This is a genomic window from Corynebacterium aurimucosum (assembly GCF_046895345.1).
GTDB lineage: Bacteria > Actinomycetota > Actinomycetes > Mycobacteriales > Mycobacteriaceae > Corynebacterium > Corynebacterium aurimucosum_G.
The window spans coordinates 2596097-2614667 of record NZ_CP160096.1 but is presented as its reverse complement, the minus strand read 5'-3'; the positions used below and the strand labels follow the sequence as shown (position 1 = coordinate 2614667).

Below are 18571 nucleotides of genomic sequence, written 5' to 3'. Positions count from 1 at the left end.
GGAGCATATTTTCATGACACTCAACGGCCGCAATCTCTTGGCTAACATGTTTACCTCTTCTCGTTCTTCTCTTACCTGCACCTACAAGTGCGGTAATGCCTGCTTCGGCGAGTGCGAGAACACCTCCGATAACCCTTACTTTGGTGACCAGTTCTCCCGCCGCACTGCTCTGCGCGCCGGTGGTCTGGCCGTCGTCGCCGTCGGTGGCTCCTCTGCGCTGGCTGCGTGTGCCGCGCCGGATGACAACGGGTCTGCGGCTGGCAGCTCCTCCAACAAGACCAGCGAGGTCAAGGGCTCTGACATCGAGCTCACCTCCGCCGAGGGCATGCACTTTGAAGCCGTGGAGGCCAACACCAAGGATGAGGTCGTCATCCCCAAGGGTTATGAGCAGTCCGTCCTGATTGCCTGGGGTGACCCGGTCATCGAGGGCGCGCCGGAATTCGACGTCAACAACCAGACTGCCGCGGATGCGGAGAAGCAGTTCGGCTTCAACAATGACTTCGCCGGCCTCATCGAGCACCCGGATGACAAGAACCGCATGATCTACATGTGCTCGCACGAGTACACCACCGAGCCGATGATGTTCCCGGACTACGACCCGGAGAACCCTACCGAGGAGCAGGTAAAGATCGGTTGGGCTGGCCACGGCCACACCATCCTCGAGGTCTCCAAGGTGAAGGGCTCCGGCGAACTCAAGCGCGAGTTCGGCCCGCTCAACCGCCGCATTACCGCTACCACCCCGTTCACCCTGGTGGGCCCCGCTAAGGGCACCGACCTGGTGAAGACCTCCGCCGACCCGAAGGGTGAGAAGGTCCTGGGCACCCTCAACAACTGCTCCGGTGGCGTGACCCCGTGGAACACCATGCTCTCTGGCGAAGAGAACTTCGACCAGTATTTCGCCGGTGGCGATGTCAAGGATGAGAAGGCCGCTGAATCCCTCAAGCGCTTCGGCATCGAGGAGGGCCCGTCCGAGCGTAAGTGGGAAAAGTACGATGACCGCTTCGACGTGACCAAGGAGCCGAACGAGCCGAACCGCTTTGGCTGGCTCGTGGAGATCAACCCGCTGGACCCGAAGTCCACCCCGATTAAGCACACCGCTGTGGGCCGCTTCAAGCACGAGGCCGGCAACATCCACATCACCAAGGATGGCACCGTGGTCTGCTACTCCGGCGATGACTCCCGCTTCGAGTACGTCTACAAGTTCGTCTCCTCCAAGAAGTACAAGGAGGGCGACCTGAAGCACAACATGACCATCCTGGACCACGGCACCCTGTACGTGGCCAAGATGGAGGGCAACTCCCCGGAGAAGGAAATCGACGGCTCCGGCGTCCTGCCGGAGGACGGTGCTTTCGACGGCACCGGTGAGTGGGTCAAGCTGCTGACCTCCGATACGGAGAACAACAAGTTCGAGTCCCACGTGGACGGCATGTCCGCCGAAGAAGTCGCCGTCTTTACCCGTGAGGCCGCCGATAAGGTGGGCGCCACCAAGATGGACCGCCCGGAGGACGTTGAGGTTCATCCGGAGACCGAGAAGGTCTACATCGCGCTGACCAACAATAAGTACCGCGGCGCCACCGGCGAGAACGCTAAGAAGAACAAGGAAGACGCCAAGGAATGGGCTCCGGTCAAGGAGAACAAGAACGGCCTGGTCATGGAGCTCGAGGATGACCACGCCGGCGAGAAGTTCACCTGGAACCTCTTCCTGGTCTGTGGTGACCCGCGTGAGGCCAGCACCTACTTCGGTGGCTTTGATAAGGAGAAGGTCTCCCCGATTTCCTGCCCGGATAACCTGGCCTTCGACAACCACGGCAACCTGTGGATCTCCACTGACGGCAACGCGCTGGACTCTAACGACGGCCTCTACGCCGTGACCACCGAGGGCGAGACCCGCGGCGAGCTCAAGTGCTTCCTCACCGTCCCGGCGGGCGCGGAGACCTGTGGCCCGATCGTCGACGATGACCGCGTCATGGTCAACGTTCAGCACCCGGGCGAGTCTGATGACGCCACCTTCGACAACGCCACCTCCCACTGGCCTGATGGCGGTAAGTCCACCCCGCGCCCGGCCGTGGTTGTGGTGTGGAAGAAGGGCGGCAAGATCGGTACCGAATAAGGCACCGACGTTGCGTAGTGCGCACTCTTAGGCGGTGCGCAGCTGCGCCTCCAGCACCTCCTGTGCAAAGTCCCACAACGGGGTTGCAACGCCAGCTTTGACGCCCATGCGTCGGATCGCTCCGACCTGGGCGTCTAATTCGTTGGGAAGCCCCTCCTTGATATCGCGCTGCATCGAGGACGTACTGTCCGGGTGCTGCTGGCGGGCGAACTCCATGGTCTGTTCCACCACGTTCTCCGGCAGCTTCACGCCGAGTGCGCGCCCGACGGCCTCGACTTCCCGCATGAAGGCCTCAAGCTGGCCGGGGATTTCCTGGCAGAGGTAACCAATGGGCTTATCCACCAAGGCGCCCAGAGTGCCTGTCGGGGTGACGAACATGGCTTTCGACCAGACGTCGACAAGCGCGGCGTCGTGGAACTTGCTAGAGGCACCCGCCTCCTTCAGCGCGACCGACAGTTCCTCGCCCGTACGCCGCAGTGACTCCGGGGCGTTGGCACTCAGCGGACCAAAGGCCAAAGCCAAGGGCCCCGGATTGCGCTTGATCTGCGCCGGCCCCAGGCGAGTGGCATAGACGCGAGCGACACCAGCGAGGATGTTTTCCTCCCCGAATTCCTCGGCCGCCACGTACGGAATCTCGACCGAGTTGTGCGTGGTCACCACCGGGATTCCCTGCAGGGCCTCGCGGTCCTCCGCACTACCAAAGGTCTCGTTGCCCGGCAGCGCTTTCGACGCGATAATCGCCACGTCCAGCCCACCCAAGAGTTCTTTGACCTCGGCAAAGGTTTGGGCAGCTGGGACCTTAATGACCTCGGTGGTGGTGGGTTCCGCGTGGGCGTCGATCAACGTCACGCCCGTCTCCCCCAACACCCGCAAGGTCTCACCGCGAGCGACGAAGGCGACGTCGTGGCCCGCTGCTTTCAGTTTTCCGCCAAAGTATCCGCCGATGGCGCCGGCTCCCAGAATTCCAATCTTCATGCCTCCAACCTAACTGGTGGAGACCTGCGCCACAGACTTTTATCCGCGCTGTTCTAAGTTACGGAAGCCAATGCCCAACGGCACACCCGCGTTATCAATGAGCCGCACCCCACCCACGGTGGCGGCGATAAAGAGACGGGCATCGCCCTCTGCTGGGGCTTCACCCAGGTCGCGTCCGCGCAGCTCCACGTACTCCGGCTCGACGCCCGCGGCGGCCAACACTTCACGTGCCACACGGACGACTTCCTCGGCTCCGGACTCCGCCGCGTACGCACCGGCGGTGAGTGCCGCCGACAGCGCGCTGGCTTGCTCGCGGGCCTCTGGCGCGACGTCGGCGTTGCGCAGGCTCATCACCACGCCATCGGGCATGCGCACCGAGGGCACGCCCTGCACGCGCGCTGCGATGTGGAGGTCAGTAAAGGCCTGCTGGGTGGCCACGAGCAGCTCGTAATCCTTCTCCCCTATGAGCACATCGCTGGGCCCCAGCGCACAGGTCAGCGCCACAATGCGGGTCAGCTCCGCGCTCACGTGCTCCATGCCGTGATCGGGTGCGAGGACCCGCGTGCGCTGACTCTGCTCGCCGTAGCGCCACACCACGTCAACACCGTCGAGGGCAGAGATGTCCGTCGCCGGGTCCACAGCCACGACGACCACGCCGCCGCGCACGCGTTGGGCCGCCTGTACCAGGGCAAGGTGCCCGGCGTGGATGTCGCGGCCCAGCGGTACCAACACCACGCGCTTGCCCGTCTTGCGGTAAGCGCTGCCGACCATGCGGATGCGCTCAATGTCCTCCACTAGGAGTTGTTCTGCCACGGCGCTTCCTTTCTTACTGCCCACAGTTCCAGTTCTTCAATCTTCTCCTGCCCGCCCACCATGCGGGCGACGTCGCGGTAGTTGCGCGCCATGCCCAGCTCCACGGCGGCAGGATAAGCATCGATGATGTCCCCGGCGTCGAGGTCGAAGGCGCCGCCCATATAGTTTTCGATAATCCCCGCCTTTATCGCCGCCCACACGCTGAGTGCACCAAGCATCTCCGCGTAGTACAACCGTGCGGCACGTTCGGCGCGCTGCTCCTCCGGCACCGTTTCTGCGGACTGGGAAATCTCCGATAGCAGCAACCCAATGACGGTCTCCGCCACCTCATCGAGGGTGCCCACCGCGTAGGAGTCGCCCAGGGGAGCTGCGGCAATCGTCAGGCACCCGCGCGTTTCCAGCTCATCAAGGGCTTCCACCCCAGCCAGCAATGAGGTGTGGATGACGATTTGCTTGGGGCGCACGTGCTTGGCGACGTCTCCCACAGCTGCCTCCAGCTCTCTCGCCGTTGCAGCGATAATCAGTGCATCGAAGCGGTCCAACTGGGCGGGGTCCTCAAGGCTCTCGATGGTATGGCCCGCCCACTCGAGGCGTCGCGCGAAGTTAAGGCCGGCCCGGGAGCTACCCCAGACCGCCACCCGCATGCGTGGTGCCTTCATCTACTTCTTGTCGCCCTTGTTCTGCTGTTCCTGCTGACGCTTGCGGCGTGCCATGAGCTCCGCCACGGAGACCGCGCCCTCGCGGTGCTCATCGCTGCGGCGGCGGCCACGGGTGCTGGTCTGTGCGGTGTCTGCCTCCGGCTTGCGGTGGCGGTGGTGCGGCTGGGCCGGGGCAGAGTTCTCCTTGACGTGCTGCCCGCCCGCGGCACCCTGGTTCCACTGCACGGCCTGGAAGCTATCGGTCTTGAACTCCGGTGCCTTTGGCTGGGGCTGTGGCTTCTCAGTCTTCGGCTGGGGTTGAGGCTTCGGCTGCGGCTTCTGCTGTGCCGCCTGCGGCTGAGGCTGTGTTTCGGTCACTGGGCGAAACGCCGAGGGACGGTTCTGAGAAGGCTGCGGCGCGCCGAAGGCCGATGGTGCTGGGCGGGTGCCCTGCTGATCTGCGGGTTTCCCGGCGGGCTGCTCGGCTGGCTTCTGCGTGGGTTGCTGAGCAGGCTTCGCGGCTGGCTTCGCCGCCGGCTGCTGGGCGTTGGCACGGGCGTTATCCGCCAGCAGATTGTCCAGCGGGTTGCTCACCGGGTGGGTCGGCTGCGAGCCGAGGCGGCCTGCGACGGCGTCGGCAGACGGCGCGCCGCCGGACTTCTGGGTGAAGTTCACGTTGGGGGCATCGCCGCGCTCATCCACGCCAGCGCCGCCAGCCTTGCGCTCCAGCTCCTGGATGCGGCGAGCCTCCGCATACAGGGCGGCCGGCTCGTAGACCCACTCGCGCCCGGAGATCTCCTCGATCTGGGTGCGGATGGCTTCCAGCTCCGATCGGATCTCCGCCAGGACCTTGCTGTTATCCGCGCTCGAAGCACCGGAAGCGGTCAAGGTGGATGCGGCATGGGCGCGCTCCACCGCCAGAAGCTCCTTGGCCTCATGGGCCTGACGGCGATAGCGCACCACCAAGAAGAAGCCCAACACCGCGGCCCACAGGGCAGCCAGCAGGGCAATCTTCAGTGCGTTCGCCGAACCCGAAATCAACATGACCAGGCTGGCGATGACCGCGAGGATGACGAGGATGATAAGCCCAATAGAACCAGCATCCGTCTTCGAACCGTCCTGGGAAGACTCCGCCGTTGTCGGTGGCTGAGAGTCCGGCTGCGCAGAAAACTGGGTGGTCGGGCGATCATCCGGGGCCGACTCGTACTGGGGATCAGGGGCGTGGTGCGGGCTCGTCATGCCCACTAACTTACCGCTTGTGCCCCATCAGTTGGAGGTGGCACCTCGCAGTGTCGCTCCAACACCACTCCGGCAACACACATCGCGGCACCGCCCAGCGCCGAAGACACCACCCCGGCCAGGTCACCAGCCGCAGCGACGAGCTCACCGGCGCGCGGCACCACGTAGACCGCCATGCCAGCATAGGCCCCGCCCACGATGGCCCCGGTCCACGCCGAGGCTTTGCCGACAAGCAGGAATTGCGCGATGGTCATGGGATTGAGCTGCGAGTTATCCAGGCCGATACCGTGCTCGTCCTCCTTGGCACCGCGCACCTTGAGCGTCAACAGCACGCACACCAGCGCCATAGCCCACAGAGAAATCGATACGGTTGCCGGAATGGCCAGCATGGAGCCATAAAAGCGGGTGGTGAGGGTGGCAGCCGCCGCAGCCACGAAGAGGGCGGTGCCGACAAGCGCGCCAATCGACGTCCTCGTCATTACTCCCCCAGTTCCTTCACCGCAGCGACCTCGTCCTCATCGAGGTCGGCGATGAGCTCGCGCACCGGGGTGCCGTTGAGCTCCGCGTGCTCATCCGCGGCCAACCACGGCACGAGCACGAAGGCCCGCTCGTGAGCATAAGGATGCGGCAGAATAAGCTCCGGATCTTCGGAGGTCACGCCGTCTATCTGCACGACGTCCACGTCCAGGGTGCGAGGACCCCAGTGCCGCACCCGCACACGCTCAGCGGCCTCCTCCAGCTTCTGGCCACGGCGTAGCAGCTCCAGCGGGGTGCAGTCCACGTCCACGATGAGCACCGCGTTGAGGAATTCATCTTGGTCGGTCACGCCCCACGGCGGGGTGGCAAAGACTGGAGAGGCAGCGACGGTCTCCTCAGCAAACTCGTCAAAGACGGTCTGCAGCAGCGCGCAGCGGTCTTCCATGTTGGAGCCGATAGACAGCACGGCGCGCATTAGCCTGCCATCCTCTTTCGGGAGCGGCGGGCCACGACTGCCACGTCCGCGAAGGTGCGCGGGATGGGCGCCTTCGGCTTGTGGATGGTCACCTCGATGGCATGGAGAATCCCGAAGCGCTGCATCGCGGTCTCGGCGACCTCCTCAGCCACCGTCTCGATAAGGTCCCGGGAGGGGCCCTCGACGATGTCCGCGGCGACGTCGGCAAGCTCGGCGTAATTCACCGTGCGGGACAGGTCATCCCCGATTCCCGCGGTGTCCAACCAACAGGTGATATCCACGATGAAGGGCTGCCCCGTCTTCTTCTCTTCCTCGAAGACGCCGTGGTAGCCAAAGCACTCCAGGCCGGTGAGTTCAATGCGATCCGCCATGTTTTATGCCTTTCCCAAAGAAGTGGACACCACTGTTCCGCCGTCCGCGCCGTTGGCGTAGCTGCCGGAGGCATGCGCGCCGCCGGTGTAGGCCGCGCCCGCGTTCCAGGCCGCGGCGACATCCACGGCATCGCGCGAGACTTCCACCTCGTGCACGCGCACGCCCCACGCACCCATCTGCGCAGAGATGGCGGTGACGGCCGCGGTGGCCGGGTCCGCGAGCAGCGGGCTGGACTCGGCGCCGCGATCTTCCCGGATGGCGGCGAGGAAGCGCTTGCGGGACGCGCCCACCAACAGCGGGAACTCGCCCTGGAGGAACTCCGGCAGAGCCTTGAGCAAAGCCCAGTTATCCTGCGGGGACTTGGCAAAACCCAGGCCCGGATCCACGACGATATTGTCGTGGCTAACACCGGCCTGCAGGGCGTTATCAGCGAGCTTCGCCAGGGACTCGTGGACATCGCGCACCACATCCCCGCCATGGTCGGCCACACCGGCGGCCGAGCCGAACTGGACGGTGCGCCAGTGCATGAGGCAGACCGGCAGGCCGGTTTCGGCCATGGTGCGGTACATGTCCGGGTCGGCCGCACCACCGGAGACGTCATTGATCATGTCCACGCCGGCCTCCGCAGCGGCTTGAGCAACCGAGGCCCGCATCGTGTCCACCGAGGTCTTAATCCCCTCCTCGCGCAGCGCCTTGATGACGGGCACGACGCGGCGTTCTTCCTCCTCGGCAGCCACGCGCACCGCACCCGGGCGGGTGGACTCACCGCCGACATCGATCATGTCCGCGCCGCAGGCGACAAGGTGGCGGGCGTGGGTAAGTGCATCGTCGATGTTGATCCAGCGCCCGCCGTCGGAGAAGGAGTCCTCGGTGACATTGACGATGCCCATGACCAGCGTGCGGCCGGGAACGGTGAGATCACTGACTGCCATTGCTGCTAGCTCCTAATCAGGCTCATGACCTCCGCGCGGGAGGCCGCATTCTTCTTGAATCCGCCGCGCACCGCGGATGTCGTCGTGGTCGCCCCCGGCTTGCGGATACCGCGCATGGCCATGCACAGGTGCTCGCACTCGATGACGACGATGACGGACTGCGCGTGGAGGACCTCCACCAGCGCATCGGCGATCTGGCTGGTGAGGCGCTCCTGGACCTGCGGGCGCTTTGCGTACATGTCCGCCAGGCGAGCCAGCTTGGACAGGCCGGTGACGTGGCCGTCGGAGCCAGGGATATAGCCGATGTGCGCCGTGCCGTAGAAGGGCACGAGGTGGTGCTCGCAGGTGGAATAGATGGGGATATCGCGCACGAGGACGAGCTCTTGGTGCTCCTCGGCAAAGGTCTTGTGCAGGACCTCGGTCGGGTCCTGGTGGAGACCTGCGAAGACCTCGGCATAGGCGCGGGCCACGCGGGCCGGGGTCTCGCGCAGGCCCTCGCGGTCGGGGTCCTCGCCCACTGCGATGAGCAGCTCGCGGATGGCTGCTTCGGCGCGCTCGTGGTCGAAGTCGCGCTGCGCCGGGATGTTATCGCTCATTGGTGTCGCCATCCTTGTACGGGTTGTTGCGGTGTTCATGTTCTCCCCAGCCGGGAGCGCCCCAGGCGTGCTCCTCCGGCTTGGCGTGGCGGCCGCGGCGTTCCGGTTCGCGTGGCTGCGGCTGGTGTTCTGGTTGGGGCTGGGATTCTGGCTGCGATGCGGCGGCATCCGGCACACGCGGAATCTCTTGGGTGTCCTCGTGGCTGGGGCCAGCCTGTTCTGGGGCAACAGTTTCTTCCTGCGCCCCATCGCTGACCGCTTCGTCTGCGCTGAGCTCGCGACCGGTGGGCTCGGTGATATCGGACTCGCCGAAGAAGGTATTGCCCTTCTCCGGATCCACGTAGTCACCCGCGTGCTGGCCGAAGCTGAAGCCAATCTCCTCGACCGATGCCTCCGATGTCGCGGCGGCGGCCTCGTCACCGTTTTCCTTCGCGCGTTCGAGCTCCGCGTGGCGGCGCTCGCGGGCGGCACGGGAGGCGTCGAGAAGCGTCATGCGCTTCGGCAGCTCCTCGCCGCGCTCCTGGGCAAGCTCGACCGGGGTCTTTACCGGCTCGCGGCCGGCCTGGCGCGGGAAGCGAGCGTCCTCGTTCGGGAAAACGTCGAAAGCCTCGCGCGGCTCGATGCCCTCGAAGATGCCCTCGAGGTCCGGGCGGCGCAGGGTTTCCTTCTCCAGGAGCATCTCGGCGAGCTTATCCAGGTAGTCGCGGTGCTCGGACAGGATGTCATAGGCCTGCTGGTGCGCGCGGTCCAAGAGGTAAGCCATCTGCTCATCAATCTTGGCGGCAATGGCATCGGAGTAGTCGATGGTCCCGCCGCCACCCATCTGGCTGAAGGGATCGCCCTGCTCCTTGCCGTACTTGACGGTGCCTAGATCCGGCGAGAAGCCGTACTCAGTAAGCATGGACCGCGCAATCTTGGTGGCGTGCTCGATATCGGAGGAAGCACCGGTGGTCGGTGCGCCGAAGACCAGCTCCTCAGCGGCACGGCCACCCATGGCGAAGACGAGGCGCGCGAAGAGCTCATCGCGGGTATACATGCCCTTGTCATCTTCCTGCGCGGTCATGGCGTGGCCGCCGGTGCGGCCGCGGGCCAGGATGGTGACCTTGTAGACGCGCTCAATGTCCTTGAGCGCCCAGGCGGCCAAGGTATGACCGCCCTCGTGGTAGGCGGTGACCTTCTTTTCATGCTCGGAAATGATCTTGCCCTGGCGGCGCGGGCCGCCGACGACGCGGTCGGTAGCCTCTTCCAGCGCATCATAGGTAATGACGTTGCCGCCGATGCGGGCGGTGAGCAGGGCGGCCTCGTTGAGCACGTTGGCCAGGTCCGCGCCGGACATGCCGGCGGTGCGCTTGGCCAACTGAGCCACGTCGACTTCCTTGGCCAGCGGCTTGTCCTTGGCATGCACGCGCAGAATCTGCTCGCGGCCGGCCAGGTCCGGGTTGGTGACCGGGATTTGGCGGTCGAAGCGGCCCGGGCGCAGCAGCGCCGGGTCCAGGATGTCGGGACGGTTGGTGGCCGCGATGAGGATAACACCCTCGCGGTCACCGAAGCCGTCCATCTCCACGAGCAGCTGGTTGAGGGTCTGCTCGCGCTCATCGTGTCCACCGCCGGTACCGGAGCCGCGCTGGCGGCCCACGGCATCAATCTCATCAACGAAGATGATGCACGGGCTATTTTCCTTCGCCTGCTTGAACAGGTCGCGCACGCGGGAGGCACCGACGCCGACGAACATCTCCACGAAGTCGGAGCCAGAAATGGAGTAGAAGGGCACACCGGCCTCGCCCGCCACGGCACGGGCCAGCAAGGTCTTACCGGTGCCCGGCGGGCCGTAGAGAAGTACGCCGCGCGGGATCTTCGCGCCGAGGGCGTGGTAGCGCTCCGGATCATCGAGGAAGTCCTTGATTTCCTGCAGCTCATCCACGGCCTCGTCCGCACCGGCCACATCCGCGAAGGTGTTGGTCGGCATATCCTTGGTCAGCTCCTTGGCCTTGGAGCCGCCAATGCCAAACATGCCGCCAGCGCCCTGCTGCATGCGCGACATCATCCAGAACAACAGCGCGAAGAGCAGCAGCATCGGCAACAGGAAGCTAATCATCGAGCCGATGAAGGAATCCTGCGTGACCTTCGTTTGGTACTTCTCAGCACCGGAGTCCTTGACCGCGTTAAAGACCTGCTCGGAGGCGCGTGCCGGGTACTTGGCAATGACCTCCTCGATGCCCTCCTGCTCTTCCACCGTCACCGGCTTCTTGAGCTTGAGGCGCAGTTGCTGCTCGCGGTCGTCGATCTGCGCTTCCTCGACGTTCTTGGAGGTCAGCTGCTCCATGGCCACCGAAGTGTCCACCTGCTTGAAGCTGCGGGCATCGTTGGTAAAGAACGTGAATGCGTACAGCAGGATGAGAACCAGGCCCGCGATGGAGCCGTAGCGGATGATGTTCTTGTTTTTCATTAACTACCTTGCACAATTGCGGCTTAAAGCGCCGGACAAGAATAAAGATTAATCGTTGCTGTAGACCGCCGGATGCAGCGTACCTACATAGGGCAGGTCACGGTAGCGCTCGGCAAAATCCAGGCCATACCCCACGACAAACTCGTTGGGGATATCGAAGCCTACATCGAACAGGTCAAGCTCTGCCTTAACCACCTCTGGCTTGCGCAACAGGGTGACCACTTCAAGGGATCGTGGCTGGCGGCCCTGCAGGTTACGGATAAGCCACGACAAAGTCAGGCCGGAATCAATGATGTCCTCCACGATGACCACATCGCGGCCCTCGATATCGCGGTCCAAGTCCTTCAGAATGCGCACAACCCCCGAGGAGGAGGCCGAGTTGCCGTAAGAGGAGACCGCCATGAACTCCAGCTGGGACGGGATAGCCAGCTTGCGGGCGAAATCCGTCAGGAAGAAGACCGCGCCCTTGAGCACGCAGACCAAGATGAGGTCATCGTCGGCATTGCTGTATTTCTTGGACACGCGATCCGCCATCTCTTGGATGCGCGCCTGAAGATCGTCTTCGGTGATGAGAACGTTTTTGATGTCCTCTCCATAAGGATGGGCGGGGACGGCTAAATCATGGTTATCGTGCACGTGAGCGCTCCTTTGCTGACCGAGGCAATAGTGACAGTTTGCCACCAACGCGTGCGACTTCCAACCTTGTACCTTTCTTTTCCCCACGGACGGCGACGGGGCCTTGGCCATGCCACTGCGTGCACAGGGCATCGATGCCGCGCACTGCCTCGCGCGTAACCTCCACTCCTTCCACGCGCAGCCACGCGGCGATCGCCCGGCGGCGCTTCGGTTCTGGGAGAACGGCCAGCTCGGCGCAGTCGGTGGTGGGGTGGGTGCTGAGGAGGACGTCGTCAAGCGCGGCGTCGTGGGCTGCCTGGGCTAAGGCCGGGACGGGGTCACCGCCCACGATCTCCTGCAGCCGCGGGAGGATCTCGCGGCGCAGGGCCACGCGGCGGAAGGCTCGGTCCTGGTTCTGGGGGTCCTGCCAGACCTCCAGCCCCAGCTCCGCGCAGGCGGCCTCGGTCTGGGCGCGGCGCACGCTCAGCAGGGGGCGCACAACGCGCACGCCCTCCACCTCGGAGCGCTCGCGCATGCCCGCGACCTTCCCCCGCAGGGCACCCAGCAGCAGGGTTTCGGCCTGGTCATCAGCGGTATGCGCCACCGCCACCTCACCCCAGGGCGCGAAGGCACGGTACCGGGCGGCGCGGGCTTCGGCCTCCACGGAGCCTTGCTTGCCGACGTCCACCCGCAACACCTCCGCCCCCGCCCCCAAGGCGCGGGCCTGCTCGGCAGCCCGGCGCGCCTGCGCGGCCGAGCCTTCCTGTAAGCCGTGGTCGACGCAGAGCGCTGTCACCTCGTGTCCTTCGGCCACGAGAGCGGCGGTCAGCGCCAAGGAATCGGCCCCGCCGGACAAGCCCACGGCGATGGCGCGTGGCTGCTCACCGACCACGGCGCGGGCGGCGACGCGGCACGCCAAAAAGTTGGGGCTTCTGCGCGGCCAAAAAGGTTTCTTAGAAGTCATGGAGGGCAGCGGCGAGAGCATCTTGGGCTTGGCGGGCGGAGGTGACTTCGCCGTCGTTGACTAAGAAGGCGAAGGCGTACACGCGACCCGACTGGCCCTGGGCGGTGCCGGTCAGCGCGGAGGTTCCCGTGAGGGTGCCGGTTTTGGCGCGAACGTACCCGCGGGCCGGCGAATCGGGGTAGCGCTGGTAGAGCGTGCCCTCACCGCCGGCGAGAGGCAGGTAGCCCAACAGCGGGCGCAGCTCCTCGGTGGCTACGGCCTGGTCCATGATGTGGGCGAGTACGTCGGCGGGGATGCGGTTATCGCGGGACAGGCCGGAACCGTCTTTGAGGGCGATGCCGCTGATGTCGATGCCGTGGCCTTTAAGCACGTCGAGCATGGTTTTCGTGGCGCCCTCGAAACTTGCTTCCGCGCCCTGGCTGACGGCCAGCTCGCGGGCGATGGCCTCCGCCATGACGTTATCGGAATCCTTCACCGCTTCCTGGGCGCGCAAAGCCAACGGCTCAGATTCTGTAGCTGCGATGACCTCGGTGTTCTCGGGCGCTGAGCTCGTGTCCGCCTTGTCGGTTCCCAGGCGGGAGGCCAACGCGCGGGCGACGTCGAGGGCCGGCTCGTGGGAGCGCGGAACGTCGCCGGTCTTCTCCCCAATGCGCCCACCGTAGAGCATGGCCGGCTGGATGGGGGCGACGAAACCGCCGTCAATATTGTCATCATCCCAGCCCGGTGCCTGGTCGGGCCCGGCCCAGATGGACGTGTCGATGGAGACCCGCGTGACGGTATCCATCTTCTGCTGAATCTGTTCCGCCAGCTCATCGAGGCGCTCGTCCGTCAGCCAGACATCGCCGGCGGCCTTGATAACGATCTCGCCCTCGTGCTCACCTGCGACCACTTCGGTGGTGAGGCGCTCTTCTTCGTCGAGCTTGAGCGTCGCTGCGGCGAGGGTGAGGACCTTGGTGGCGGAGGCCGGGGTCAGCGGCTTTGCGGGCTCGCGCTCCCACAGCACGTCCTGGGTGGTGGTGTCGATGATCTGCCCGCCGAAGGTGGCTAGAGCCTTGTCCTTGCCCAGCTCATCCAACCTGGCTTTGAGCGCGGCGGCGTCAATATCGCCGGGCTCGACGGGCTGGACCAGTGTTGTGGGTTCTTCCTGCTTGTAGGGCTGGCCGTGGTCCAGGTGATCGTAGGTGCGCTGGATTTCTACGCCCAAGGCGGCCGTCGCCGCGACGGCTCCCGCCGTGACGAGGGCCGCAGTACTCCACCAGACATGCTTAGCTTTCATCGCCCTTTAGACTAGCGCGGTAGACTAAGCGGAGCACATGCCAACCTATTAGTTATGGAGGATTCAGCCGTGAGCGTTGAAGTAACCATCGAGATCCCAAAGGGCTCCCGCAACAAGTACGAGATCGATCACGAGACCGGCAAGGTCCACCTCGACCGTTACCTGTTCACCCCGATGGCCTACCCGGCTGACTACGGCTTCATCGACCACACCCTGGGTGAGGACGGCGACCCGTTGGACGCGCTGGTCATCCTCCCGGAACCGGTCTTCCCCGGCGTTGTCGTTGAGGCTCGCGTCCTCGGCGTGTTCAAGATGACCGACGAGGCCGGCGGCGACGACAAGCTGCTCGCCGTCGTCGATGACCCGCGCTGGGAGCGCTACCAGGACATCAACGATGTAGAGCAGCACATCAAGGACGAGATCGAGCACTTCTTCACCCGCTACAAGGACCTGGAGCCGAACAAGGAAGTTACCGGCTCCGGCTGGGGAGACAAGGCTGAGGCAGAGAAGATCCTCGAGGAAGCGAAGGCTCGCTTCAAGTAAGCCGCCGCTTCCGTGCGTCAGCAATCGCACAATCAGGTACGTTTTGGTAAATAAGGGCTGAAAACCTACCAGTTTTTCGCCACTATTTGCGAAAACGTACCTTTTTCGTTCCGGGGGGAACATTGATTGAGATTTATCGGGGACGCGATGTCTCCCGCGGGGCTCGGCGCAAGGGAGCCATCAAGATTGCGAATGGTTTTTACCTCTCAGAGGAGCCCACACCGCTTCAGCTAGCACAAATCATGTCACGTGAATGGCCTGACTTAGCGCTTGACGGCTATTCCGCCGCGCGCCGGTACTTAGAACAGCCCCTTCAATTCCCGCTCGAGTTTATTCGCGACTCCACTCTCCCATCGAGCACGTTCTTTCACAGCAGGCGGGCGCGGCCCAAGGCGCTGGGCAGCATGAATGGGGTGAACGTGTGCAGCCCGCTGCAATGCATTGAGGCGATGGCGCAGGAAGATGCCGTGGCCTTCATCGAGGCCTTCTTTGCTGGGCCGCATGGGCGTTCGCGCATCGAGACCGAGCAGTTGGACTTTCGCCGCCTGCCCAAGCACACGCGTGAGGTACTGGAGAAGGCCATCGTCGGGGCGGATAGCAAGCCGGAGCGCGACCTGACCAGGGGCCTCGAGCCGCACGTCAAGGTCCGCAACAACGTGCGGATTGGCCCCTACCGCTGGGACTTGGTGCTAGAGGAACACAAGGTCGCCATCGAGGTGGACGGCTATGCCTACCACAAAGGCGAGAACCGGCAGCGTTTCGAGATCGACCGCCAGAAGCTTAACGACGCCATCCAGCGCGGCTACCGGCCCCTCCACTTCACAGCCGCCACGATCGAGCATCACCTTGACGTCGCGGTTCACCAGGTTCTCGCGGTCATCAAAGGGCGAGGCGAGCTGGTTCCTCCACCGTGGAAGTGGCATCACTACTGGCGGTGGGAAGGCGAACGTTGGGCAGGCTAACGTTGCGGCTCGATGGCCGCAACGTACTTAGGAGCCGCATTGGGAGGCGAGCCAGCCGTCGAGCTGGGATTCGGGAGCATCGGGCGCGATGGGATCTTCGGCGAATTCCTCTCCGGTGCGCGCCTTGTCCTTGGCAGTGGTGAGCATGAGCGAGCGGCCATCAGGATAATCCAGGACCACGTTGGCGGAGGCGTAGCCGGCAGTCGGCTCACCGAAGGTGCGTACGTTGTCCAGCCCGCGGAAGGCCAAGAGGGTGGCTTCGGCGGAGGAGGCGGTCTCACCGTCGGTCAGCACGGCGACGGGGACGTCGAGCTTGCCGCCCGACGTGGTGGTGGGCGTACCACCGCCGGTCACGGAGTTTCCGTCGATGACCACGTCAGTTGTGCCCATTCGGCTGACGAAGGAGAGCGCGGTGCCTTCCGGTAGCAGGGGGCTTAAGCCCGCATACATCGGCCCCATGTCGCCGCCGTCATTGCCCCGCAGATCCACCACGGCAGCGCAGGCCTCCGGGTGGGCGGTCAGACCCTGAGCAAGCGTGTCGGCATAAGCCTGGCCGTCATCGTGGCGGCCGATGGAGGGCACGGTCGCGCGCAGGACGCCGTCCTCGAAGGAGACCGAAGGCTCGATGTTTTCGGCGGCCTTTTCCTTTTCGGTGCTAAAGACCTTGGAGTGCTTGCCACCGGCCGCGTTGATGGCGGCATCGAGGAGCTCGGCGTTCGTGGGGTCCTCCTTGAAGGCCTCGCGGGCGCGCTGGAATTCCTCACTTTCGCCATAGATTCCGGAGAGCGCTGCGGTATCCACCATCGCGGTGTTGATGCGCTTCTCGCTGGCATTGAAAAGGAAGTAGGGCTTGCCCAGCAGCGCCCCGCCATAGGAGGGGCCGAAGAAATACACGGCCGCGACCACGGCGATGAGGGCAACAAGAAAAAGTCCACCGAAGATTTTCAGTACAGTTTTCATTCTTTCCTTCCTCCCGTGCGCAGCACGTAGCCGCGCAGGGGTTCCGCAAGGACAATGGCCACAAGCGTGACCAGCCAGCCCACGGCTAGGAATCCGAAGGCCATGAGCAGACGGCCAAGAACATCGACATCACTTTGCTCGACGCTAGAGAAGAACATCAGCGAGGCGATCCCACCGCCGAAAAGGAAGCCGAAGAAGCTTAATCCCACCACGGGCCCCATGATGGTCAGAACACCGGAACGGAACTGGAAGCCGCGCGGCACGCCCATGAGATCCAGGGAGCGGATGAGCTCCTTGTCCTCAAAGATGCCGGAGACCTGCCCCAGAATGATGGACATGGTGGTCAGCGTGAAGCCGAAGATGAGGGTGAGCAGCACGCCAGTGGAGATGTCCTTGAACACCACGTTCATCCCCGGGTCCTCTTTGAGAACCATGGCCAAGGCATCAGAGCCCAAGGGGGCGGCAACGAGGAAGCCCGCCAAGTAGCCGAAGAACGCGATGGCCGCACTCCGCTTCCATGCCGGGCGCGCATTGCCCGCCACTCGCTGGCAGGCCACGAAGTGCGCGGTGCCAGGAAAGAGAGACATGATGTGTGCGCCGAGCTGCAAGATAAAAGGGGAAATGAGGTTGATGCTCATCACCATGCCAAACATGACGACGATGACCATGGCGGTCGGCGGGCCCGCCTTCCCGGAGAGCAACACACCACCGATGCCCGCGATGATGAGGAAGACGATGACGCGCCACCAGCGATAGGCCGCGGGCATCTGGCGCTTGGCCACACCCAGGGGGCTCACGCGCACGCGCTGCATGCCGACGAGTGCCGCACCGATGGCCAATACAAAGAGCACACCGGCCACGGCCAGATAACCCCACCACGGGAGGAGAATCTCGGATACAGCAATAGAACGCATCTGGAAGTCCACCTGCGTAAAGACCGGCGCGATGAGCAGGCTGATCAGCCCGCCCAGCACGATACCGATGATGGCTTGCAGGCCCGTCTCCACGATGGCCATGCGCTCCACCTGGCGGGAGCTCAACCCTAGAAGGCGCAGGGTGGCCAGGCGCTGCTCTCGGCCGGAGGCTCCGAGGACGGCGGCTTGGGCTGTGAGGTTAAACAGCGCCGGAAGAATGAAGGCGCAGGCCAGCAGAGCCAGGGCAAACCACGGGTAAAGGAAGGCCTCCATCTCGTTTCCGAAGGCCTCTTTCAAGGCCGGTGCCGCCTCCTCCACGTGCTGAGCGCGTTCCCAAAACATCCACGTACCGCCCGCAACGAGGAAGGCGATGGCAGAACCTACGGTCAGGCTCGCAATCGCCAACACGGAGACGATTCCGGTGCCCGAGCGCGCGCGAATGGATTCGCGCTGCAGGTCAAAGACCAAAGTCGCGGTGTTCATCGAATCACCTCGAGGCGGCGGTCATCGTGGATGATGCCATCGCGAATCTCCACGCGGCGCTGCATCCAGTCGGCCACCTTCGGGTCGTGCGTGACCATGACCAGGCTGGCACCCGACTGGCGCACGATGGTGGTGAGCATCTGCATGACCTCGTGGCCGGTGGACTGGTCCAGCGCACCAGTCGGCTCGTCGGCGAAAACGACGCCCGGATTGGCAACCAGCGCCCGCGCAATAGTCACGCGCTGCGCCTGACCGCCGGAAACCTGCGCTGGGCGGCGCTCCGCCAGACCACCTAATCCCAGCTGGTCCAGCAGCTCCATCGCGCGCTTGCGTGCAGCACCGCGCGAAGCACCGTTGAGCATCGCGGGCAGTGCCACGTTATCCACGTTGCTCAGCTCCGGCAGGAGCTGGCCATCCTGGAAGACGAAGCCGAAGTTGCGCAGGCGGAGGCGGGAGCGGGGGCCGTCGCCAAGCGCGGAGAGCTCCTCATCTCCGTAGCGCACGCTGCCGTGCGTGGGGGTCAGCACGCCGGACATGCAGTGCAGCAGCGTCGACTTACCGGAGCCGGATGGCCCCATGACCGCCACGAGCTCGCCCGGTTCAATGTCGAGGGAAATTCCGGCGAGCACCGGGCCGCCGCCGAAATCCTTGGTGATGTCTGTCAGGGAAAGTGTTTGTGCCATGTCTCTCATTTCACCGTCTCAGGCCCGCTTAAAGAACAGCCCTAGCGTTGCTCTTTAAGGTAGTGCCAGCACTACCCCTGCCGCAGGGGCGGACCACT

19 protein-coding genes are annotated in these 18571 nt (G+C 64.4%); 3 read left to right on the top strand and 16 right to left on the bottom strand.

Translation table 11 applies throughout. The features are described 5' to 3' along the window. The first annotated feature begins 13 nt into the window (after positions 1-13). Positions 14-2110 carry a PhoX family protein gene (locus tag ABZS45_RS12270; protein ID WP_070511113.1) on the top strand — a complete coding sequence of 699 codons (2097 nt, stop codon included), beginning with the start codon at positions 14-16 and terminating at the stop codon, positions 2108-2110. 27 nt (positions 2111-2137) lie between these two features. Here the strand turns inward: ABZS45_RS12270 and ABZS45_RS12265 are convergent, their stop codons facing one another. From ABZS45_RS12265 to dacB, 13 genes are read right to left on the bottom strand one after another with little or no spacing between them, the layout of a single operon-like run. Continuing rightward, positions 2138-3085: a 2-dehydropantoate 2-reductase gene (locus tag ABZS45_RS12265; RefSeq protein WP_412100067.1), complete on the bottom strand. Its 948-nt coding sequence runs from the start codon at positions 3083-3085 to the stop codon at positions 2138-2140. A gap of 39 nt (positions 3086-3124) precedes the next feature. Beyond that, the gene (locus tag ABZS45_RS12260; protein ID WP_412100066.1) at positions 3125-3898 is read right to left on the bottom strand and encodes a pantoate--beta-alanine ligase; all 774 of its coding nucleotides are present in this window, start codon (positions 3896-3898) and stop codon (positions 3125-3127) included. Beyond that, positions 3880-4557 carry a hypothetical protein gene (locus ABZS45_RS12255; protein ID WP_412100065.1) on the bottom strand — a complete coding sequence of 226 codons (678 nt, stop codon included), beginning with the start codon at positions 4555-4557 and terminating at the stop codon, positions 3880-3882. The genes ABZS45_RS12260 and ABZS45_RS12255 overlap by 19 nt, the downstream gene beginning before the upstream one ends. After that, entirely contained in the window at positions 4558-5775 is a 1218-nt protein-coding gene (locus ABZS45_RS12250; protein WP_070516217.1) for a DUF6779 domain-containing protein, read from the bottom strand. Between the two features lie 5 nt (positions 5776-5780). After that, a complete protein-coding gene (locus tag ABZS45_RS12245; protein ID WP_070511118.1) occupies positions 5781-6254 on the bottom strand; it encodes a DUF3180 domain-containing protein in 474 nt (157 codons plus the stop codon). Further along, complete coding sequence (gene folK, locus ABZS45_RS12240; RefSeq protein ID WP_046647202.1) at positions 6254-6727, bottom strand: 2-amino-4-hydroxy-6-hydroxymethyldihydropteridine diphosphokinase; 474 nt, start codon at positions 6725-6727, stop codon at positions 6254-6256. The genes ABZS45_RS12245 and folK overlap by 1 nt, the downstream gene beginning before the upstream one ends. Next, positions 6727-7098, bottom strand: a complete 372-nt coding sequence (folB, locus tag ABZS45_RS12235) for a dihydroneopterin aldolase (RefSeq protein WP_046647201.1) — start codon at positions 7096-7098, stop codon at positions 6727-6729. Before folB ends, folK begins: the two co-directional genes overlap by 1 nt. 3 nt (positions 7099-7101) lie before the next feature. Beyond that, the gene (folP, locus tag ABZS45_RS12230; protein ID WP_046647200.1) at positions 7102-8031 is read right to left on the bottom strand and encodes a dihydropteroate synthase; all 930 of its coding nucleotides are present in this window, start codon (positions 8029-8031) and stop codon (positions 7102-7104) included. Between the two features lie 5 nt (positions 8032-8036). Further along, entirely contained in the window at positions 8037-8627 is a 591-nt protein-coding gene (folE, locus tag ABZS45_RS12225; protein ID WP_046647199.1) for a GTP cyclohydrolase I FolE, read from the bottom strand. Next, positions 8617-11073 (bottom strand): ATP-dependent zinc metalloprotease FtsH, encoded by a 2457-nt coding sequence (gene ftsH / locus ABZS45_RS12220; protein WP_070511120.1) that lies wholly within the window; start codon positions 11071-11073, stop codon positions 8617-8619. Before ftsH ends, folE begins: the two co-directional genes overlap by 11 nt. A gap of 48 nt (positions 11074-11121) precedes the next feature. After that, positions 11122-11709: a hypoxanthine phosphoribosyltransferase gene (gene hpt / locus ABZS45_RS12215; protein WP_049154711.1), complete on the bottom strand. Its 588-nt coding sequence runs from the start codon at positions 11707-11709 to the stop codon at positions 11122-11124. Next, the gene (tilS, locus tag ABZS45_RS12210) at positions 11699-12652 is read right to left on the bottom strand and encodes a tRNA lysidine(34) synthetase TilS (RefSeq protein WP_412100063.1); all 954 of its coding nucleotides are present in this window, start codon (positions 12650-12652) and stop codon (positions 11699-11701) included. The genes hpt and tilS overlap by 11 nt, the downstream gene beginning before the upstream one ends. Beyond that, complete coding sequence (dacB, locus tag ABZS45_RS12205) at positions 12642-13928, bottom strand: D-alanyl-D-alanine carboxypeptidase/D-alanyl-D-alanine-endopeptidase (RefSeq protein WP_412100062.1); 1287 nt, start codon at positions 13926-13928, stop codon at positions 12642-12644. Before dacB ends, tilS begins: the two co-directional genes overlap by 11 nt. Before the next feature lie 69 nt (positions 13929-13997). Between dacB and ABZS45_RS12200 the strand changes: the two genes are divergently transcribed. Together ABZS45_RS12200 and ABZS45_RS12195 are read left to right on the top strand one after the other, a co-directional pair. Continuing rightward, positions 13998-14471: an inorganic diphosphatase gene (locus ABZS45_RS12200; protein ID WP_010188812.1), complete on the top strand. Its 474-nt coding sequence runs from the start codon at positions 13998-14000 to the stop codon at positions 14469-14471. 404 nt (positions 14472-14875) lie between these two features. Next, the gene (locus tag ABZS45_RS12195) at positions 14876-15433 is read left to right on the top strand and encodes an endonuclease domain-containing protein (protein ID WP_412100060.1); all 558 of its coding nucleotides are present in this window, start codon (positions 14876-14878) and stop codon (positions 15431-15433) included. Between the two features lie 27 nt (positions 15434-15460). Here ABZS45_RS12195 and ABZS45_RS12190 read toward each other — a convergent pair whose 3' ends face one another. Genes ABZS45_RS12190 through ABZS45_RS12180 form a run of 3 tightly spaced genes read right to left on the bottom strand, consistent with a single transcriptional unit; the run spans position 15461 to position 18473 of the window. After that, entirely contained in the window at positions 15461-16393 is a 933-nt protein-coding gene (locus tag ABZS45_RS12190; protein WP_412100059.1) for a S41 family peptidase, read from the bottom strand. Continuing rightward, positions 16390-17790, bottom strand: a complete 1401-nt coding sequence (locus ABZS45_RS12185) for an FtsX-like permease family protein (protein WP_412100058.1) — start codon at positions 17788-17790, stop codon at positions 16390-16392. The genes ABZS45_RS12190 and ABZS45_RS12185 overlap by 4 nt, the downstream gene beginning before the upstream one ends. After that, positions 17787-18473, bottom strand: a complete 687-nt coding sequence (locus ABZS45_RS12180; protein WP_412100057.1) for an ABC transporter ATP-binding protein — start codon at positions 18471-18473, stop codon at positions 17787-17789. The genes ABZS45_RS12185 and ABZS45_RS12180 overlap by 4 nt, the downstream gene beginning before the upstream one ends. Positions 18474-18571: the final 98 nt, after the last annotated feature.